Origin of the sequence: Nocardia sp. NPDC005978, from assembly GCF_040614455.1 — a bacterium.
In the GTDB taxonomy this organism is placed as follows: domain Bacteria; phylum Actinomycetota; class Actinomycetes; order Mycobacteriales; family Mycobacteriaceae; genus Nocardia.
Window position 1 is genome coordinate 1 of sequence record NZ_JBEXUS010000056.1, and the last position, 17,301, is coordinate 17,301.

18 protein-coding genes are annotated in these 17,301 nt (G+C 69.1%); 7 read left to right on the forward strand and 11 right to left on the reverse strand.

Features of this window, described 5'->3' with window-relative positions; translation table 11 throughout:
• Nucleotides 1-122: 122 nt before the first annotated feature.
• Both ABZ319_RS23855 and ABZ319_RS23860 read right to left on the reverse strand, forming a co-directional pair.
• Nucleotides 123-1,271 carry a thiolase family protein gene (locus tag ABZ319_RS23855; protein ID WP_354988681.1) on the reverse strand — a complete coding sequence of 383 codons (1,149 nt, stop codon included), beginning with the start codon at nt 1,269-1,271 and terminating at the stop codon, nt 123-125.
• Entirely contained in the window at nt 1,264-2,694 is a 1,431-nt protein-coding gene (locus ABZ319_RS23860; protein ID WP_354988682.1) for an AMP-binding protein, read from the reverse strand. The genes ABZ319_RS23855 and ABZ319_RS23860 overlap by 8 nt, the downstream gene beginning before the upstream one ends.
• A gap of 53 nt (nt 2,695-2,747) precedes the next feature.
• Between ABZ319_RS23860 and ABZ319_RS23865 the strand changes: the two genes are divergently transcribed.
• Both ABZ319_RS23865 and ABZ319_RS23870 read left to right on the forward strand, forming a co-directional pair.
• Complete coding sequence (locus ABZ319_RS23865) at nt 2,748-3,512, forward strand: SDR family NAD(P)-dependent oxidoreductase (RefSeq protein ID WP_354988683.1); 765 nt, start codon at nt 2,748-2,750, stop codon at nt 3,510-3,512.
• Between the two features lie 31 nt (nt 3,513-3,543).
• Nucleotides 3,544-3,729: a hypothetical protein gene (locus ABZ319_RS23870; RefSeq protein WP_354988684.1), complete on the forward strand. Its 186-nt coding sequence runs from the start codon at nt 3,544-3,546 to the stop codon at nt 3,727-3,729.
• A gap of 38 nt (nt 3,730-3,767) precedes the next feature.
• Here the strand turns inward: ABZ319_RS23870 and ABZ319_RS23875 are convergent, their stop codons facing one another.
• Nucleotides 3,768-4,874, reverse strand: a complete 1,107-nt coding sequence (locus ABZ319_RS23875; protein WP_354988685.1) for an AraC family transcriptional regulator — start codon at nt 4,872-4,874, stop codon at nt 3,768-3,770.
• Between the two features lie 245 nt (nt 4,875-5,119).
• Here ABZ319_RS23875 and ABZ319_RS23880 point away from each other — a divergent pair, with 245 nt between their 5' ends.
• Nucleotides 5,120-7,210 carry a CocE/NonD family hydrolase gene (locus ABZ319_RS23880; RefSeq protein ID WP_354988686.1) on the forward strand — a complete coding sequence of 697 codons (2,091 nt, stop codon included), beginning with the start codon at nt 5,120-5,122 and terminating at the stop codon, nt 7,208-7,210.
• Between the two features lie 165 nt (nt 7,211-7,375).
• Here the strand turns inward: ABZ319_RS23880 and ABZ319_RS23885 are convergent, their stop codons facing one another.
• Genes ABZ319_RS23885 through ABZ319_RS23900 form a run of 4 tightly spaced genes read right to left on the reverse strand, consistent with a single transcriptional unit; the run spans nt 7,376 to nt 11,515 of the window.
• Entirely contained in the window at nt 7,376-8,143 is a 768-nt protein-coding gene (locus tag ABZ319_RS23885; protein ID WP_354988687.1) for an enoyl-CoA hydratase/isomerase family protein, read from the reverse strand.
• Between the two features lies 1 nt (nt 8,144).
• Nucleotides 8,145-9,233 carry an acyl-CoA dehydrogenase family protein gene (locus ABZ319_RS23890; RefSeq protein WP_354988688.1) on the reverse strand — a complete coding sequence of 363 codons (1,089 nt, stop codon included), beginning with the start codon at nt 9,231-9,233 and terminating at the stop codon, nt 8,145-8,147.
• A complete protein-coding gene (locus ABZ319_RS23895) occupies nt 9,220-10,125 on the reverse strand; it encodes an acyl-CoA dehydrogenase family protein (RefSeq protein ID WP_354988689.1) in 906 nt (301 codons plus the stop codon). The genes ABZ319_RS23890 and ABZ319_RS23895 overlap by 14 nt, the downstream gene beginning before the upstream one ends.
• Nucleotides 10,103-11,515, reverse strand: a complete 1,413-nt coding sequence (locus tag ABZ319_RS23900) for an AMP-binding protein (RefSeq protein WP_354988690.1) — start codon at nt 11,513-11,515, stop codon at nt 10,103-10,105. Before ABZ319_RS23900 ends, ABZ319_RS23895 begins: the two co-directional genes overlap by 23 nt.
• A 76-nt stretch (nt 11,516-11,591) precedes the next feature.
• Between ABZ319_RS23900 and ABZ319_RS23905 the strand changes: the two genes are divergently transcribed.
• On the forward strand, nt 11,592-12,608 hold the full coding sequence (locus ABZ319_RS23905) for a ferredoxin--NADP reductase (protein WP_354988691.1): 1,017 nt from the start codon (nt 11,592-11,594) through the stop codon (nt 12,606-12,608).
• A gap of 208 nt (nt 12,609-12,816) precedes the next feature.
• Here ABZ319_RS23905 and ABZ319_RS23910 read toward each other — a convergent pair whose 3' ends face one another.
• Complete coding sequence (locus ABZ319_RS23910; RefSeq protein WP_354988692.1) at nt 12,817-13,773, reverse strand: TIGR03564 family F420-dependent LLM class oxidoreductase; 957 nt, start codon at nt 13,771-13,773, stop codon at nt 12,817-12,819.
• A 23-nt stretch (nt 13,774-13,796) separates the two neighbouring features.
• Nucleotides 13,797-14,264, reverse strand: coding sequence for a cobalamin-dependent protein (locus ABZ319_RS23915; protein ID WP_354988693.1), 468 nt, complete (start codon nt 14,262-14,264; stop codon nt 13,797-13,799).
• An 81-nt stretch (nt 14,265-14,345) separates the two neighbouring features.
• On the opposite strand from ABZ319_RS23915, the gene ABZ319_RS23920 reads away from it, so the two are divergent.
• The gene (locus tag ABZ319_RS23920; RefSeq protein ID WP_354988694.1) at nt 14,346-15,179 is read left to right on the forward strand and encodes an SDR family oxidoreductase; all 834 of its coding nucleotides are present in this window, start codon (nt 14,346-14,348) and stop codon (nt 15,177-15,179) included.
• A 56-nt stretch (nt 15,180-15,235) separates the two neighbouring features.
• Nucleotides 15,236-15,520 carry a hypothetical protein gene (locus ABZ319_RS23925; protein WP_354988695.1) on the forward strand — a complete coding sequence of 95 codons (285 nt, stop codon included), beginning with the start codon at nt 15,236-15,238 and terminating at the stop codon, nt 15,518-15,520.
• 117 nt (nt 15,521-15,637) lie between these two features.
• Here ABZ319_RS23925 and ABZ319_RS23930 read toward each other — a convergent pair whose 3' ends face one another.
• Complete coding sequence (locus tag ABZ319_RS23930; RefSeq protein WP_354988696.1) at nt 15,638-16,150, reverse strand: hypothetical protein; 513 nt, start codon at nt 16,148-16,150, stop codon at nt 15,638-15,640.
• 335 nt (nt 16,151-16,485) lie between these two features.
• Nucleotides 16,486-16,716: a nickel-binding protein gene (locus ABZ319_RS23935; protein WP_354988697.1), complete on the reverse strand. Its 231-nt coding sequence runs from the start codon at nt 16,714-16,716 to the stop codon at nt 16,486-16,488.
• Between ABZ319_RS23935 and ABZ319_RS23940 the strand changes: the two genes are divergently transcribed.
• On the forward strand, nt 16,682-17,248 hold the full coding sequence (locus ABZ319_RS23940; protein WP_354988698.1) for a hypothetical protein: 567 nt from the start codon (nt 16,682-16,684) through the stop codon (nt 17,246-17,248). The genes ABZ319_RS23935 and ABZ319_RS23940 overlap by 35 nt on opposite strands.
• The last annotated feature ends 53 nt before the right edge of the window (nt 17,249-17,301 follow it).

Consider the following 17,301-nt stretch of genomic DNA (forward strand, 5'->3'; position numbering starts at 1 on the left):
TTTTGTTTTTTTTTGTGTTGTTTTTTGTTTTTATGTGTTATTGTTTAATGAGGTGGGTGGTCCTGCTTCTGGTCTACCCGGGGGGGGGGGGGGCCCCCCCCCCCCCCCCCCCGCCGAGTCGTTCAGGGCGCCGGCACCTCGAGCACGGTGGCCGAGCCCATGCCGCCGCCCGCGCACATCGCGACGATGCCGTATCCGCCACCGCGCCTGCGCAACTCGTGCACCATCGTGACGATCATGCGGGCGCCGCTGGCCGCCACCGGATGCCCGAGCGAACAGCCGCTGCCGCTGTAGTTGACGCGATCGGGGTCCAGGTTCAGCGCGCGCACGGTGGCGACCGGGACCGAGGCGAACGCCTCGTTGATCTCGAACAGCGACACCTCGGCCAGCGAGATGCGGGCCTTGTCGGCGGCGCGGGTGATGGCCTCGATCGGCGCCAGGCCCGTCTCGGCGGGATCGACGCCGACCGACACCCAGCTGCGGATCACGCCCAGCGCGGGCAGCCCCAGCTCCGAACTGGCCACGACCAGGGCCGCCGCGCCGTCGTTCGCGCCGCTGGCGTTGCCCGCGGTGATGGAGAAGCCGTCGATTTCCGGGTGCAGCGGCTTGAGGGCGGCCAGGCGTTCGAGGGTCGTGTCGCGGCGCGGGTGCTCGTCGGTGTCGAAGACTCCGTGCGGAGTCTCGATCGGGACGATCTCCTCCTTGAAGCGGCCCTCGTCGATCGCGGCGATGGCGTTGCGATGCGAGCGCAGCGCCCACTCGTCCTGTTCGGTGCGGGAGATGCCCACGCGCACCGCGGTATTCCAGCCGACCGTGATGGACATGTCCATGCACGGCGCTTCCGGGCGATCGGGATGGCTGGGCGAGACCCACGGATCGATCCACTCGTCCGCACCCACCTTGAAGCGGGCGCGCGGCGCGGTGGAGTCGGAGTTCACGCCACCGGCGATGATCAGGTCCGACATGCCCGCGCGGATGTTCGCGGCCGCGGTCTGCACCGCGGACATCCCTGCCGCGCAGTGCCGGTTCAGGGCCAGGCCCGGTGCGCCGGTGAGCCCCGCCGCGACCGCGGCGTGCCGGGCCAGCACGCCGCCGCCGTAGCGGCCCTCGCCGAGAATGACGTCGTCGACGCGGTATTCGCCGCCGAGTCCGTCCGAGGCGGCACTCACCACGTGCCGAGCCAGGTCGAAGGCATTGGTATCGCGCAGGGTGCCCTTGCGGGCGGTCCCGATGGCGGTGCGAAGCGCGGAGACGATGACTGCGTCAGGCATTGGAGGACTCCATTTCGGCGACGAGCGTGCGGCGCAACAGTTTTCCGGTATCGGTCTTGGGCAGTTCGGGGCGGAAGACGATGGCGTCGGGGGTCTTGGACGAGCGCAGGCGCTGTTTGACCCAGTCCCGGATCTGTTCGGGATCGCCGGCGCCGACCACCACCGCGACCAGGCGCTGGCCCCATTCGGGATCGGGGACGCCGATCACCGCGGCCTCGGAGATGCCGGGGAATTCCAGCAGTACGTCCTCGATCTCGGCCGGTGCGATGTTCTCGCCGCCGCGGATGATGGTGTCATCGGCGCGGCCCTCGATGAACAGGAAGCCTTCGGCGTCCAGTCGGCCCAGGTCGCGGGTGGGGAACCAGCCCCGGTCGTCGAGCACGCTGCGGTCGCCGTATTCGCCGGAGATCTGTTCCCCGCGGACGAAGACCAGACCGGTGTCGCCCTGGGGCACGGGTTCGCCTGCCTCGCTGCGGATCTCGAACTCGATGCCGGGCAGCGGGCGGCCGACCGAACCGAGCCGGTCGCGCACCGCGGGGTCGCTGGAGGCGGCGGCGGTGCGGTGGTCGTCGGGGCCGAGGAGCGCGACGGAGGACGCGGTTTCGGTGAGCCCGTAGGCGTTCACGAATCCGGTGGAGCCGAATACCCGCAGGGCTCTTTCCAGCACCGGTCGCGGGGTGCGGGATCCGCCGTAGGCGAGGCTGACCAGGGTCGGGGTCCGCGCATCGTCGCCCTCGACGGTCGCGACGATGCGGGCGAGCATGGTCGGCACCAGCATGGCGTGCGTAACGGCCTCGCGGCGAACGGTTTCCAGCCACCGCTCGGGGTCGAAGGCGGGGAGGTAGACCACGCGGCGGCCCGAGTAGAGGTTCGACAGCAGGTTCGTCAGTCCCGCGATGTGATAGGGCGGCACCGAGACCAGCGTCGATTGCCCGATGCCCGCGCCGTACTCGACGGTGTTGATCAGATACGCGGTCAGGTGCCGGTGGCGCAGCAGCGCGGCCTTGGGGGCCGAGGTGGTGCCGCTGGTGTAGATGATCGCGGCGACGGCGTCCTCGTCGGCCGCGGCGTCCTGCTCGGCGGGGGTTTCGTCCGCGATCGCGGCCAGGAAGGGGTCCAGGTCGTCCTGTTCCAGGACCAGTGCACCCGGGTGCCGTTCGCGCAGCGCGGCGAGCTGTTCGGCGCCGAGTCGATAGTTCAAGGGCACGAAGGGAATTCCCGCCGCGGCGGCCCCGAACAGAACGACAGGATAGGCCGGATGACTGGTGCCGAGGTACAGCACCGCCGGGTAGCTCCGCAGCCGGGTCGCGGCGCGGCGCGCGAGCTCGAGTAACTCGGGAGCCGTGAGAGAGCGCTCGCCCGAGGTGATGACGGGGTGATCGCCGCCCGCCGCGGCCATGTCTAGGATCATGCCGATGTTCATGAGAACATTATTCTCACAATTGGAGAGCGGTAGTTGCAAGAGAGGAATACCACATGCAGATCAACGGCAGCTCGGCCCTGGTCGTCGGGGGCACCGGCGGACTGGGCGAGGCGACCGTGCGGCGGCTGCACGCCGCCGGCGCCAAGGTGGTCGTCGCCGACGTCGCGGACGAGAAGGGTAAGGAGCTCGAGCGGGAGCTGGGTGTGCGCTACGTGCGCACCGACGCCACCGACGAGCAGTCGGTCCAGGACGCCATCGCGGAGGCGCAATCGCTGGCGCCGCTGCGCGTCTCGGTCGACACCCACGGCGGCCCGGCCAGCGGCGGGCGGCTCGTCGGCCGCGACGGCTCGGCCCTGGGCCTGGACGGTTTCCGCACGACCATCGAGTTCTATCTGACCGCCGTCTTCAACGTACTTCGCCTGTCCGCGGCCGCCATCGCGAAATCCGAACCCCTGGAGGAGGATCAGCGCGGCATCATCATCAACACCGCCTCCATCGCCGCGTTCGAGGGCCAGGTCGGCCAGGTCCCCTACGCCGCGGCCAAGGGCGGCGTGGTCGGCATGACCCTGGTTGCCGCACGCGATCTCGCGCCGCTGGGCATCCGAGTGGTCACCATCGCACCGGGAATGATCGACACGCCCGCCTATGGCAAGAACGGGGACAAGTTGGCCGCATACTGGGGCCCGCAGATTCCCTTCCCCAAGCGCCTGGGCCGCTCGGCGGAATACGCCAAGCTCGCGACCTCGATCATCGAGAACGACTACCTCAACGGCGAGGTCATCCGCCTCGACGCCGCCCTGCGCTTCCCGCCCAAATAGCCGAATCCGCTCCGCCGGAAGGACACCGACGATGTACGACCTTCCCCCCACCGACCACTGGGCCGTCCCGGTCATGACCGTAGACGACGCCCACCGCGTGATGCAGCAGCACCTGACCTGCCCGGCCACCCTCTGCCCGCGCAAGCGCCAGGCCAAACACCGCCTGACCGAAGCCGCCCACCTCGTTCCCGCCGATCAGCCACACTTCGGCGGTTGAACATTTCCGCGCGGCCATCGCGGGATCGCCGTGACCGCTCAGACGCGGGGTGCGATGAGGCGAGCCAGTGCGGTGTGCGAATTCTCGGCGGGGGCGTCGGGCGCCCCGCGGTTGGCGTGCGCGGCCGCGACGGCTCCGGCGCGGCCTTGCGACCGGATCTCCTGGGGCGTGCGGCCGTACCAGCGCCTCACCACGCGCGTGAGCGCGGATTGCTCTCGCAGACCGACCAGAACCGTGATGCGGCTCAGCGGAAGGTCCGTATCCAGCAGGAGACGGTAGGTCGCGTCCCGGCGAGCCGTATCGAGAACCGCGGTGAACGTCGTGCCCTCACCCGACAGGGCGCGCTGCAAGGTGCGCGGTCCGGTGTGCAGCATCGCCGCGACGGTGGCGATGTCGGCGGTGGATTCGAGAAAGGCGCGGTCGATGGCGAGGCGTACCCGGGCGGTCATGGTGCGGTCGAGTTCGGAGAAGTTGCGCGCGAGATAGTCCATGGCCAGCGTGTGCAGCATCGGGTCACTGCCGAGCATGGGACGGGCGAGCAACTCGGCGGGAAAGCGCAGCAGGGTGGTCGGCATGTCGAATCGCACGTCGGCGCCGAAGAATTCGGCATAGCGCGCGGCGGGCGCGCGGGGTGGATGCGGCAGATACACGGTCCGTAGCCCGTACGCGCCGCCGAGGCCGTGCCGGACGAAGCGATGCAGAAAGCCCGCACCGTGGTCTATGCCTTGGCTGAACGCCGAAACCTCCGCCATGTCACGGTAGTTCAACGAGATCACGCCGGGTTGTTGCTCGGGATCGGCGCACAGCTCGACCGAGATGCCCGCGTGATGGATGTGCAGGTAGCGCTGGGCGCAGGCCAGCGCCGTACCGACGGTCGGCGCGTTGAGCAGGGCGACCGCGAGCGGACCGAGCACACTGAAATCCTGGCGTTCGGCCAGTCGTAATCCGAAGTCGGGACAATGCAATTCGGTCGCGGCGACCTCCAGCGCCCAGCCCATGGACTCCGACGTCGCGACCGCGTCGTCCGAGTCCACCGCCTCCGGTGCGATGCCGAAGCGCCGCAGCAGGGCGACTCCGTCACCCCCGAGTTCGTCTACCAATTCGCGGAATCCGCGCAATGTCGCGGCACGCCCCATCGTCGCCATCAGCAACCCCACCAACCATGTCGAATTGGTTTCGCAGCGTATCGAGCACGGCACCTCGCGACAAGACCCGCGCCGATTGTCTCAGCCACGACCTGCGGTTTCACCGGCCCGAACACGCAGACAGATCGACATATGGCACAACCGCTGTCGCGTAGGGGTAAAAGGATGTCGCCCAGGAACGAGTCGTCGCTACCCGTCGGTAGCAACAATCTGGCTCAGGAATCGACTGAGAGGCGGAACACAGGATGAGGGCTGGGAGGCGGACGAAGTCGTTCGCGATTCGCGGCATGGTGGTGGCATCGGTGGCGCTGGGTACCGTGCCGTTCCTGACGCCGGCGGCTTTCGGTGAACCGGGCGGGGGGTTCACCGCGATCGACGGCGGAGACCGGGCAGCACAGTGGAATTCGGCCCTGAACGGTCCGCAGCCCTACAACGGCGTCGCGCCCGATCTCGCGGTGCCGATCACGATGAGCGACGGCGCGGTGCTCAAGGCCGACATCATCCATCCGGCGCGCGACGGCCGGCGACCCGACGGCCGGCGACCGGTGATCCTGCAGATGCAGGGCTACGGCAAGCTTCCGATGCTCATCGGCCAGGCGCTGCTGAGCTCGGCCGACGACCTCGGCATCAAGAAGCCGCTCGAGGACTGGATCGCCTCGATCAACCTGCCCGGGGTCGGGATCGACGGACTGTTCGACCTGACCCGCCAGGCCGATTCCGGTGCGATCGAAGCCGCGCTGCAGGATTGGGCGCTCGCGGAGGCCGGATACACGCTGGTGCAGATCGATTTGCGCGGTACCGGGTCCTCCGAGGGCAGCTGGCAGGTGTTCGGCGATCGCGAGAAGCAGGATGCCGCCGAGGTGATCGACTGGATCACCCGGCAGGACTGGAGTGACGGCAATGTCGGCACCATGGGCATCTCGTTCACCGCGATCAGTGCGCTCGAGGCCACCGACCGGATGCCGCCGGGGCTGAAGGCCGTCTTCGCCTACGAGGGCAGCGCCGATATCTTCGGCGACATCGCGGGGCCGGGCGGCGCGGTCGGCGTCGGCTTCCTGGTGCCGTGGCTGCTGGGTGTCAACGCGCTCAAGATGATTCCGGACATCACCGCTCTGGCGGTCGGAAAGTTCGATCTCGCGCAGCAGTCGCGGTGGCTGCGGGACCGCATCGCCGACCCGTTGACGCTGGTCGAGATGGTCGTGAACGGCTATACGGCCCTGACCCCCGATCAGCTGACCCCCCAGACGCGCGGGCTGATGAATCCGAATTCGCCGTTCCGGCAGGGGCTCAAAGCCGACGTCGGCAACATCCGGGTGCCGACCTTCATGGTGGGCGCCTGGTTCGACATCTTCGGCACCAGCCCGACCGACACCTTCAATACGATCCCGCTGCCGGCCGAGCAGAAGAAGCTCATCATGGGTGACGGTTACCACCTCGGCTCCGGCGTGGCCGGTTTCGGCGACCCGGGTATGCCGCCGCGCCTGGATGTGTTGCAGCGGGCCTGGTTCGACCACTGGCTGCGCGGAATCGACAACGGCATCGAGGATTACGCGCCGATCGTGGTCAAACAGCAGGGCGGCGGGTGGACCGACGCTGCGGAGTTCCCACGCACCGAGGCCACATACCGGCGCGTGTACCTCAACGACGTGCCCTCGGGCACCGCGGCGGGTTCGGTCTACGACGGCGGACTTTCGCAGCAACCGCTGCAATCCCGGCCGCGTGACCTGACCGTCGCACCGGGCCTGTTGAGCATCTGCGGCCGCGACGTCGCGCGGATCAGCGCGGGCGTGACGGCGCTGGTGGACGCCTGCGGCAAGGACTCGCGCGTCTGGGAGCACGACGGACTGAGCTTCACCAGTGCCCCGGTCTCCGAGGCCACCACGGTGTCGGGTCCGATCGCCGTGCACCTCAACGTGGTTCACGACGCCACCGACGGCTACTGGGTGGCGACGCTCAACGATGTCGCGCCCGACGGAACGTCCAACCAGATCGCGACCGGGCAGCTCGTCTCCTCGCTGCGCCAGATCGACGACGCGGCGAGCAAGACCTCCGCCAACGGCGACTACACCGACCCGCGGTACTTCCTCGACCTCGATCGGCGTCAGCCCACCGTCCCCGGTGAGCCCGTCACCCTGGACATCGCCCTCACCCCGATCGACGCGGTGTTGCAGCCCGGCCACCGACTACGCGTCAACGTCTACGCGAGCAATTTCCCCAAGGGTCTGCCGCCGCTGATGTTCCTGGCCGATTCCGGTCTGAAGCCCGAGCACCTGCGGCTGGATCCCGCGGCGCCCAGCTGGGTCAATATCGCTCTGACCGCGGCCATTCCGGACTGACGCGGCCGCGCCGTGCGAGAAATCGCACGGCGCGCGCTCGATTCGGTGCTGCCGCGGTGACTTTCGACGATGGTAAGGCGATCCACCCTGGGCGGCGCTGTTCGCGCCGAGCCGCCCGGGGCCGGACCGCCGCTCGCGCGATGGAGCGCGGGAGCGGCGGGGTGTTCAGCCGCGCGGCGCGGTGAGGCGGGCGATCGTGGCGCGGAAGTCCTCGGTCTGGAAGGAGAGGTCCTCGGCGGCGTTGGCATAGTCGAGCGTCGCCAGGACCGCGCGCTCCAGGTGCAGGTTGAGCAGCCGTTTCGTGGATTCCACGGCCTGGCGCGGGAGTTCGAGGATGCGCTTGGCGCAGGCCAGGGCCTCCGAGACCGGTTCGGCGACAACATGATTGACCAGGCCCATGGTGTGCGCGCGGGCGGCGGGGATCTTCGCGCCGGTGAGGGCGTATTCCTTGGCCAGCAGCAGGCTGGTGTGCAGGGGCCAGGTCAGCGGACCGCCATCGGCGGCCACCAAGCCGACCTGGACGTGCGGATCCTTCAGGTAGGCGGTCTCGGCCATGTAGACGATGTCACTGAGCGCGACCAGCGAACAGCCCAGGCCGACGGCGGGACCGTTGACCGCGGTCACCAGCGGCACCCGGCAGCGTGCCATCCCCAGCACGATGTCACGGCCGTGGGCGATGGTCTTGGCGCGCAGCCGCGAATTCTGGCCCAGCTCGGCCAGATACGCGAAATCGCCGCCGGCGGAGAAGGCTTTGCCCGTGCCGGTGAGCACCGCGACCCTGGCGTCCAGGTCGTCGTTGAGGTGCGTCCAGAGCCGCGCCAAGCCGGTGTGCAGCTCATCGTTGACGGCATTGAGCGCGTCGGGCCGATTGAGGGTGATGATGCGAAGGGGTCCGTCCGCCTGGACGTCGATCTCTTCCGGCAGGTCGTACATGTCAAACTCCTAGTCCGAGAATGCGAGAGGCGATGATGTTCTGCTGGATCTGCGAGGTCCCGCCCATCACGCTCTGCGCGCGACTGTAGAAATACGCGGACAGCAGATCGGGGTCCGACGTGCCGCCGACCGCCAGCGCGGCGTGACCGACGGCCTGATCGACCCAGGTCATGAGCAGTTTGTCCAGGGATCCGTCGGGACCGTGGGTGACACCGTCGAGCTGTTCGGACAGTCGGCGACGCACGTGCAGGCGCAGCATCTCGGTTTCCACCGCCGCCCACGCCAGGTCCTCGGGCACCTCGTCGCCGGCGCGAGCCAGCAACTGGCGCACCAGTTTTCCGTAGCGCGCGGCGTAGCCCAGGGTCGAAGGCTCGCGCTCGTGCCCGACCACGGTCATGGCCAGGCGCCAGCCGTCACCGGGCGCGCCGATCAGGTTCTCCGCGGGCACCCGGGCGCCGTCGAAACTCACCTGGCCGAATTCCCGGGTGACGCCGTTGATCATCTTCAACGGCCGCTGCACCACACCGGGTTGATGCATGGAGATCACGAAGGCCGAGATGCCCTTGTGCCGTGGCACTTCGGTATCGGTGCGGGCCAGCAGCAGGCACCAGTCCGCGACATCGGAATAGCTGGTCCAGACCTTGTGGCCGTTGACAACGTAGTGATCGCCGTCGCGAACGGCGGTGGTGCGCAACGACGCCAGATCCGACCCGGCGTCCGGCTCGCTGAATCCCTGACACCAGCGCTGGGTGCCGTCGATCATGCCGGGCAGGAAGCGGCGCTGAATATCCTTGTCGCCGTGCCGCCCCAGGCCCTGCACCAGGTAGCCCAGGCTCGGCCGGGGCGGTGCGCCCGCGATCGCCAGTTCCTCGTCCAGGATGACGTCGAAGACCGGCGGCAGGTCCTGGCCGCCGAATTCGCGGGGCCAGGACAGGCCGAAGAAGCCCGCGCCGTACAGGGCACGATGCCACTCGCCCTGGCGCGCCCAATAGTCGTCGCCCGCCGTCGGGAACTCGCCCGCCACCGCGGCGAGCCAGGTGCGCAGCCGGGCACGGAAGTCCGCTTCCCGCGGGGAGTCACGAAAGTCCATGGTCGATCTCCTTCAGGCCGACGGGGAACAGTTCGATGGAGGTGAGCGCGCGGCGCAGATAGACGTGCGCCAGGCACTCCCAGGTGTTGCCGATGCCGCCGTGCGCCTGGATGGCCGTCTCGCACACCGTCCGCGCGGCCCGGGCGGTGTAGAGCTTGGCCACGCGGGCGGCGCGCAACGCGTCGGCGGCGGGCAGCTCGTCCACCGCCCAGGCCGCGTAACGCAGCACGCTGATCGACCCCTCGATCAGCGCCTGGTTGGCGGCCAGCAGATGGGCGACCGCCTGATAGGACCCGATCGTGTGCCCGTACTGTTCCCGGACCTTGGCGTAGTCGACCGCCAGTTGCTGTGCGCCGCGGGCGGTGCCGAGCAGGTCGGCCGTCGTGGCGGTGACGGCCAGTGCGTGCCACCGAGTTTGCCGCGCGGCAGACAACTCGCCGAGGGGTTCGGGGTCGCTCGACACGGTGGCGGCATCACGGGTGAGGTCCGCGCCGGCCGCGATCTCCCCGGTCCGAGCCCCCCGCAGCGACCCCTCCGCGACGAGCAGCACCCGATCGCTGCCGCGGGCATCGATCGCCCGGTCCTCGACAGCGACGGTCCACCGCGAGTCGTCACCGTCCGATCGCCCGCGCAGGTCGTCGGCGAGCACCGGCCCCAGGAAGGCGACGTCTACCAGGCCCCGGCCGAATTCCTCCGCCACCAGCGCGACTTCGATCCCGGACGCGCCGTCCGATCGCAGTGCCCGCCAGCCGCTGGTCTCCACCGCCTTGTCCAGCCGGGCGCGGCGCTGTGCGTCGTCGAGGTCGGCAACGCTGCCCGGACCCAGTTCGTCGGCCAATCGCGCGGCGGCGGTGCGCAATTGGCGTTGTTCATCGGTCAGCCGGACGTCCATGGTTCTCCTTGAGTACTCGCCGCAGCGCCTTACCCGAAGGCAGACGCGGGATTTCGGGCACGTACACGACCCGGCGGGGTCGCTTGTAGGTGGCCAGGCGGGCACCGACCAGGTCGATCAGGTCGGGCGAGGGCACATCGGCGGTGGTGACCACCGCCGCGACGATCGCCTCGCCGTCGCGCGCGTCCGGTTCGCCGAACACCGCGCAGTCGGTCACCGCCGGATGCTCCAGCAGCACGGCCTCGATCTCGGCGGGGGCGACCTGGAAGCCGCGCACCTTGATCATCTCCTTGGCTCGGTCGGTGATGCGGAGCCAGCCGTCGCCGTCGATCCAGCCGATGTCACCGGTGCGGTACCAGCCGTCGGCGAAGGCGCCGGCGGTCGCTTCGGCGGGCAGATATCCGGCCATCACCGACTCCGAGCGACACTGGATCTCACCGATCTCCTTGTCCGGCAGGCATTCCCCGGTCTCCAGGGACACCACGCGCAGGGTCACGCCGGGAGCGGCTTTGCCGACGCTGTCCAGGCGGGCCGCGCCGATCGGGTTGCAGGCGATGACCGGCAGTTCGCTCGCGCCATAGGCGGGCAGCCAGCCCACACCGGTGCGGCGGGTGACGGTCTCGGCGACAGCGGCGGTCACCGGCGTCGCGCCCCACATGATGAAGCGCAGCGAACTCAGGTCGTAGCGTTCGATATCCGGGTGCCCGGCCAGGGCCAGCGCGATCGGCGCGACGGCCATCTCCACGGTGATCCGGTCGTCCTGAATGCAGGTCAGGACCGTGCCGAGGTCGAACCGGCGGTGCAGGCGGAGCCACGTGCCCGCTTCGAGGGCAGTGACGATATTGAGCAGACCGAGGATGTGCGAGGGCGGGGTGGCGATCTGCATGCGGTCGGTGGCGGTGAGCCCCAGCACGTCTCGCCACTGGCGGACGGCGGTGGTCAGGGAGGCGTGGGTGTGCCGGACCGCCTTGGGCATTCCGGTGGTGCCGGAGCTGAACACCAGGACGGCGTCGGCGGCGGGATCCGGGTCCGGAAAGGTGTGCGCCGCTGGCTCGATCGGGTCGTCGAGGTGTCGTACCGGCAGCAGGCCGGCCAGCACGGGATGATCGCCGATCCCCCGGGTCGCACCGGTCACGGCCAGCGCGTGCGCGACCTCGTCGTGCTTGTAGGCCGGGCTGATGAGCACGGCCGCCGCGCCGATCCGCCACAGTGCGAGCACCGCCAGGACGAATTCGGGCCGGTTCGAGGACATGATCGCCACTCGATCACCGGCCCGGATTCCACCGTCTCGCAGTTCCAGCGCCAGACCCGTGGCCAGCGCGTCGATTTCCGCGCGGGAGTACTCGCGCCCCTCGAAGGCGAGCGCTGCCGCCGCAACCCCGGATGACATTTGAGAAGATCCCGTCTCATGTAGGAGAATCATATTCTCACATTGATAGAATCTTAATACCAGGAGGTGAGGGTTCATGGCGAGACCACCCGCGTTCCAGCGCGCGACAGTGACCCGGATCGTCAAGGAGAGCGTCGACGCCCGGACCTTCGTGCTCGCACCGCACGTCGCGCCGATCCCGTACCGGGCCGGGCAGTTCTGCACCTTCAAGGTCATCATCGACGGCCGGGCGCTGTACCGCTCCTACTCCATGTCCAGCGCGCCCGAGACCGACGCGGAATTCACCACGACCGTCAAACGCGTTGCGGGCGGCGCGGTCTCGAACTGGATGCACGATCACCTCACCGAGGGCGACGAGATCGAGGTGGCCCAGGCCGCCGGCCGGTTCTGCCTGCGCGACACCGAGGTTCCGCTGCTGGGGTTCAGCGGCGGCAGCGGCATCACACCGCTGCTCTCGCTCACCAAGTCCGCGCTGGCCACCACCGAGCGCCGCATCCGGCTGCTGTGCGCGGATCGCGACGCCGAATCGATGATCTTCGAGGTCGCGCTCGCCGAGCTGGCCGCCCGGTACCCGGGCCGGTTGGACGTGGTTCGGCATCTGGATTCGGCGGGCGGCTTCCTGGACGCGGCCGCCGTGCGCGGGTTCGTCGGCGCGGATGTGCTGGCCGACCACTACATCTGCGGCCCCGAACCTTTCATGGAGATGGTCGAATTCGCGGTGCCCGACGGGGGGACGGTCTTCAGCGAGCGTTTCGGCACGCCGGCGCCGCGAGCGGCGGCCGCCGCGCCGACCCCCCCGGCCGCGCAACCCGCGCCACCCACAGGCACCGTCACCATCATCTTGAATCGCAAGAGGAAGTCGGTCCCCCGCAAAGACGGTGAGACGCTGCTGGAAAGCGCACGGCGCGCGGGTATGGCGCCGCCCTTCTCCTGCGAAGCCGGCAACTGCGCCACCTGCATGGCGAAGGTGACTTCGGGGCACGCCACCCTGCGGCAGAACGAGGCGCTCACCGACAGCGAGCTGGCCGAAGGGTATGTCCTGACCTGTCAGGCCGTTCCGGATACCGAGTCGATCACCGTCGACTACGAGTGAGGCCGAGCGGCCTTGCCGCGCAGCAGGCGCCGCAAGGTCCCCTGGGAGAGGGGACCCTGCGGCACCTCGAGCACTACCCGACTTGAAACACGCAGTGCCGAAACAGCTTCCGGTTCCGCGTGAAACGCCCGCGCGAGCAGGCCGTGCCCGTCACGCAGGCCCGGGCAGAGCCCGCTCATCCGGTTCTGCCGGGCCGTCCGCCGGCGACTCAGCGCAGTTCGCGGGCGAGGTCCGCGATGACCGTCCGGGTGAGCTGCTTGGAGGCGATCAAGTCCGCGACGGTGTCACCGATCGGCAGCAGGCGCACCGACAGATCGGTCGCGCCCGCCTCCGCGTAGCGGCGCAGGCCCGCGGCGATGGTCTCCTCGTCACCGGCTATGCACAGATCACCGATGTCGCGCGCCTCGCCGCGCTCGAGCAGGCGCTGATAGTTCGGCGAGATCTCCGCCTCCCCGAGGATGCGATTCGCCCGCTCCTTGGCCGCGTCGATATCCGCACGCGCACACAGGCATACGGGGATCCCGGCGACAACACGCGGAGCCGGCCTGCCCGCGTCGGCCGCCGCCTTGGTGATCTTGGGAACGATGTGCCCGGCGATCGCGCGCTCGTCGGCCATCCACAGAATGGTGCCGTCGGCGCGCTCGCCCGCGACCCGCAGCATAACCGGCCCCAGCGCCGCGACCAGCACCGGCAGCGGCGTGCCCGGTGTCAGGTCGGTCGGATTGTCCACGGCGAACGAGTCATTGCGCACCCGCACCGGCCCGGGCCCGCTCACCGCGGCGTTCAGCACCTCGAGATAGTCGCGGGTGTACGCGGCGGGCTTGTCGTACGGCAGGCCGAGCATGTCCCCGACGATCCAGTGATGGGACGGCCCGACCCCGAGCGTGAGACGGCCGCCGGTCATCGCCTGCACCGACAGCGCCTGGCGGGCCAGGGCGATCGGATGCTGGGCCTGCAGCGGGACCACCGCCGTGCCCAGTTCGATCCGGGACGATCGCGCGGCCATGGCGGCGATGGCGGTCAGGGCGTCGAAGTCGGTGGGTATCTGCGGAATCCACGCGGTGTCCAGCCCCGCGGACTCGGCCCACTCGATATCGCGCAGCATGCGTTCGAGCTTGCGGGCGGTGTCGCCCTTCTCCGGCCCGATCATCACTCCGATGCGCACGGTTCCTCCAAAGTTAGTGGTGTTCATCCGGTTTCGACCGAGGTCAGGCCGCGGATCTCGGTGACCATCGCCGCGGGCGAGGTCCCCGTGGTGAAAACCGCTGCGGCGCCGGCGCGCAACAGCTCCGGCACGTCCGCTCCCGGGATCGTCCCGCCGACCACGACCGCGATGTCCGCGGCGTCGGCGGCCCGCAGCCCGGTGATCACCCGGCTGGTCAGGGGCAGATGCGCCCCGGACAGCACGCTCAGGCCGATCACGGCGACGTCCTCCTGCAGCGCGATCGCCACGATGTCCTCGACGCGCTGGCGAATACCGGTGTAGACCACCTCGAAACCGGCATCGCGCAGCGCGCGGGCCAGGATCTTCGCGCCGTGATCGTGACCGTCCAGCCCGGGCTTGGCGATCAGTACTCGCACGGGGACCCGGACCGCGTCGGCCGGTGCGACTCGCTCCGGCGTGCCGGCGAACGGCGGCTGCGTGTGGTCGCTCATCAGCGGATACGTTACTTGCGAAAAATGAGAATGCCAATACCATCTGGGGGAAACGCATATTCACTTGCCGCGAGGAGCGTCATGACCGATCCGGACCGCCCGCTGACCGACCGCACGATGGTGATCTCCGGGGCCAGCCGCGGCATCGGCCTCGCGATCGCCGTCGCGGCCGCCGCCCAGGGCGCGAATGTGGTGTTGCTGGCCAAGACCGGGGAACCGCACCCGAAACTGAGCGGCACCGTGCACACCGCCGCCGCCGAGATCGAGGCGGCCGGTGGAAAAGCCGCGGCGGTCATCGGTGATGTGCGCTCGGAAGAGGATGTGCGGCGCGCTGTCGATACCGCGGTCGAACGCTTCGGCGGCGTGGACCTGTGTGTGAACAATGCCAGCGCCATCGCCACCGAGGCCACGGATGAGTTGTCCGCCAAGCGATTCGATCTCATGCAGGATGTGAACATCCGCGGCACCTTCCTGCTGACCCGGGCCTGCCTACCGCACCTGCGGCAATCACCGAACGCACACGTGCTGACCCTGTCGCCGCCGATCAATATGAACCCGCGCTGGCTGGGCGCGCACCCCTCCTACACCGTGTCCAAATACGGGATGACGCTGCTCACGCTGGGCTGGGCGGCCGAATTCGCCGGTACCGGAATGGCTTTCAACTGCCTGTGGCCGGAGACGTTCATCGCCACCGCGGCGGTGGCACATATGACGGATTCGGAGAATTTGCTGCCGCGTTCGCGAAGTCCGCGCATTATGGGCGATGCGGCTGTCGCCATTGTGACCCAGCCCGCTCCGCAAATCACCGGCCACTGCTTCATCGACTCCGACGCCGTCACCCGCTACACGACCACCGACGACCTGTCCGGTTACGGCGGCGGCGATCACCCCAAGCTCGACCTGTTTCTCGACTGAGTCACCGGGCCGCGCTGCCCCCAGCTCACGAATTTCTTTGTCAGAGAGAACCGATCATGCGTCAACTCCACTCCGTACCCGCCCCCGCCGCCGATCCCGAAGCCCCGGTCCACGTGATGGTCCGGGACGTACTCGACTACTTCGGCTCCTGCGAGCGCTGCGGCTATCCCGCCCAGGCCTCGGAAGTGGTGCGCACCTTCGGCAACGGCCGCGTCCAGGTCGCGATGACCCCGACGTGCGGACTGCCCTGCGGGTGGCACGGCCAGCCGCGGGTATCCCACACCACCGTCGACGATCTCACCGAATTGCGCACCGCGTTGCGACAGCACCAGGTCGCTTGAGCACCGGACCCGTTCAGCACGCCGGAGCTCGGTCGGCGCGCTGATCGAACGGGTCCGGCGGATGAATGGGGCGGTCGGTGTCCGACAGTGGTCGCGCCGATCCGCCCCGGCGCACCGCTAGGCCCCGGCCTCACGCGGTACGGCGGTGGTGATCCCCGGCCAGCTGATCGCCGGCCACGACCGGGGCAGGTGAATCAGTCCGCGCGACACCATCTCCACGAGATCCTCGTAGCCGGCGCGCATTTCGGCGAGATGTTCCCAGGCATGGTGGCGCGCGATGGTGTCCTGGGCGTCGTGCAGTGTCCAGTGCGCCGCGGCGGCTGCCTCGGCGACCCGGCCGATCACCCCGCCCACCGAGTCGGTGCCCCGCGGTACGCCGGGGCGCGGACGCGGCAACCGGCTGCTCAGCCAGGAGTCGATGTCACGCACGACCGTTGCGATCTGCCTGCCGATACGTACGTCTGCGGGCTCGGCGAGCCAGTCCCGGTACAGCGATCCGAGGGCGCGAGCCCATTCCGCCAAGGGCCGATCGGAGTCCGCGTTGCCGTCGATCGCGCGCAGCAGTTCGGTCGCGGACAGAAACGGGGCGGATCCGGGGAACATTGGGTAGCGCGAGCCCGAAGTGCTCACGGTCGCACACCCGGCGACTCGATATCGACGCGGCAGGCGGGCGAGCTCCCGTGCGGGACACGCACGGGAGGTGGGTTTCCTTCATCGGACACGACAACTCCTGAGCACAACGAGCGCCGGATGGCGGGCGCACAGCCGCGGATCCGAATCCGCGGTTCGGGGCTTACGGGATCGCCTCTCGTACGCACGGACCCCGCGGCGGCGGCGGAGTAAGCGACCTCGCAGCTACCAAAACTAACAAGCGCGGTCGCCGACCGCACCCGTGCGTGCGCAAGTCTCAAAGAACCTTTACAAATCGACGGGCGCGGCTCACCCGAACCGGCGTCTCGGCGAGCTCAGGCCTGGACCGGCACCTGGTAGATGTTGTCGGCGGGGTGTCCCGCGCGCTCGTGGATCCTCCGCACAGCCTCCGCGTCGGGGGCTTCGGACAGACAGAACACCATTCCCGACTCGGGGTCGGCCCAAGCAAGGGATTCGGCCACCGCGTGTTTCGGCGGCGGGTATCTTGACCGCCAGCTGAGAAGGGAAAGTATGAAGAACGTCAAGGTCGGGGTTGCCGTCGTCATCGCGGCAACCCTGCTATCTGGTTGCGGGGCCGAGGACGACTCGGTACAGAGTTCGCCGGGCGGTGTCACGGCTCCGGCCGGCGCTACCTCGCAGCGAGGGGCCACCATCAAGGCCGTCGGGCAAGAGTCCGGGGTCGGCAAGCCCGGTGCGGAACCGGTCATCAAGTGGACCGTCACGAACATCGAGGTCGGTGCGGCGTGCGCCGAGGCCGCGGCCGTGCCCGCGGAGAATGGGCAGTTCGTGGTCGTGTCGGTCGACGCGGCCACCTCGAGCGAATTCGACCAGGGCAAGATCGGCGGGCCCGGGTTCTTCCACCCGGGGAACCACTGGCAGCTGGTGGACTCCGCGGGTGTGCCGCACCCGCATCCCGCGTCGGACGCGGCGTACCGGTGCACGACGGCCGATTGGCCCGAGGACCTCGCACCCGGATCCCGGTATCAGTTCAAGCTGACGTTCGACTCCCAAACCCCTACGGGCACACTGCTCTTCGCGCCGCCGAACTGGGCCGGTGGCTGGGAGTGGACTTTCTGAGCGGCTCACGCGGCGTCGCTGCGACGCTCGGCGAGCCGGGAACGGGCATCCAC

Bases quoted from the DNA above. Each gene is read 5' to 3' on its own strand.
- ABZ319_RS23860 (WP_354988682.1), bottom strand. From the start codon at position 2,694: ATGAACATCGGCATGATCCTAGACATGGCCGCGGCGGGCGGCGATCAC.
- ABZ319_RS23890 (WP_354988688.1), bottom strand. From the start codon at position 9,233: ATGGACTTTCGTGACTCCCCGCGGGAAGCGGACTTCCGTGCCCGGCTG.
- ABZ319_RS23920 (WP_354988694.1), top strand. From the start codon at position 14,346: ATGACCGATCCGGACCGCCCGCTGACCGACCGCACGATGGTGATCTCC.
- ABZ319_RS23895 (WP_354988689.1), bottom strand. From the start codon at position 10,125: ATGGACGTCCGGCTGACCGATGAACAACGCCAATTGCGCACCGCCGCC.
- ABZ319_RS23925 (WP_354988695.1), top strand. From the start codon at position 15,236: ATGCGTCAACTCCACTCCGTACCCGCCCCCGCCGCCGATCCCGAAGCC.
- ABZ319_RS23855 (WP_354988681.1), bottom strand. From the start codon at position 1,271: ATGCCTGACGCAGTCATCGTCTCCGCGCTTCGCACCGCCATCGGGACC.
- ABZ319_RS23885 (WP_354988687.1), bottom strand. From the start codon at position 8,143: ATGTACGACCTGCCGGAAGAGATCGACGTCCAGGCGGACGGACCCCTT.
- ABZ319_RS23940 (WP_354988698.1), top strand. From the start codon at position 16,682: ATGAAGAACGTCAAGGTCGGGGTTGCCGTCGTCATCGCGGCAACCCTG.
- ABZ319_RS23880 (WP_354988686.1), top strand. From the start codon at position 5,120: ATGAGGGCTGGGAGGCGGACGAAGTCGTTCGCGATTCGCGGCATGGTG.
- ABZ319_RS23900 (WP_354988690.1), bottom strand. From the start codon at position 11,515: ATGTCATCCGGGGTTGCGGCGGCAGCGCTCGCCTTCGAGGGGCGCGAG.
- ABZ319_RS23905 (WP_354988691.1), top strand. From the start codon at position 11,592: ATGGCGAGACCACCCGCGTTCCAGCGCGCGACAGTGACCCGGATCGTC.
- ABZ319_RS23915 (WP_354988693.1), bottom strand. From the start codon at position 14,264: ATGAGCGACCACACGCAGCCGCCGTTCGCCGGCACGCCGGAGCGAGTC.
- ABZ319_RS23935 (WP_354988697.1), bottom strand. From the start codon at position 16,716: ATGACGACGGCAACCCCGACCTTGACGTTCTTCATACTTTCCCTTCTC.
- ABZ319_RS23865 (WP_354988683.1), top strand. From the start codon at position 2,748: ATGCAGATCAACGGCAGCTCGGCCCTGGTCGTCGGGGGCACCGGCGGA.
- ABZ319_RS23875 (WP_354988685.1), bottom strand. From the start codon at position 4,874: ATGGCGACGATGGGGCGTGCCGCGACATTGCGCGGATTCCGCGAATTG.
- ABZ319_RS23870 (WP_354988684.1), top strand. From the start codon at position 3,544: ATGTACGACCTTCCCCCCACCGACCACTGGGCCGTCCCGGTCATGACC.